Origin of the sequence: Mycobacterium angelicum (assembly GCF_002086155.1) — a bacterium.
In the GTDB taxonomy this organism is placed as follows: domain Bacteria; phylum Actinomycetota; class Actinomycetes; order Mycobacteriales; family Mycobacteriaceae; genus Mycobacterium; species Mycobacterium angelicum.
In genome coordinates, this window is the sequence record NZ_MVHE01000415.1 from 1 (window position 1) to 258 (window position 258).

General features: G+C 64.3%; 1 pseudogene. It reads left to right on the forward strand.

Features of this window, described 5'->3' with window-relative positions:
- Positions 1 to 258 (forward strand): annotated as a pseudogene (locus BST12_RS30065) (DNA-binding protein); the annotation flags it as partial.

Sequence of the window (258 nt, forward strand, 5' to 3'; positions counted from 1 at the left end):
CGTGCCGAGTCGACCGCGCTGATCCAGCTGTACATCGTCGGTGTGTTCATCTCGTTCACCATGAGTCAGGTCGGCATGGTCCGGCACTGGACCCGGTTGCTGAGCGCCGAGACCGATCCGCGCGCCCGTCGCGCGATGCTGCGCTCCCGCGCGGTTAACACGGTCGGCTTCGTGTCCACCGGTACCGTCCTGCTCATCGTGCTGGTAACGAAATTCCTTGCCGGAGCATGGATCGCGATCGTCGCCATGGGAGGGTTC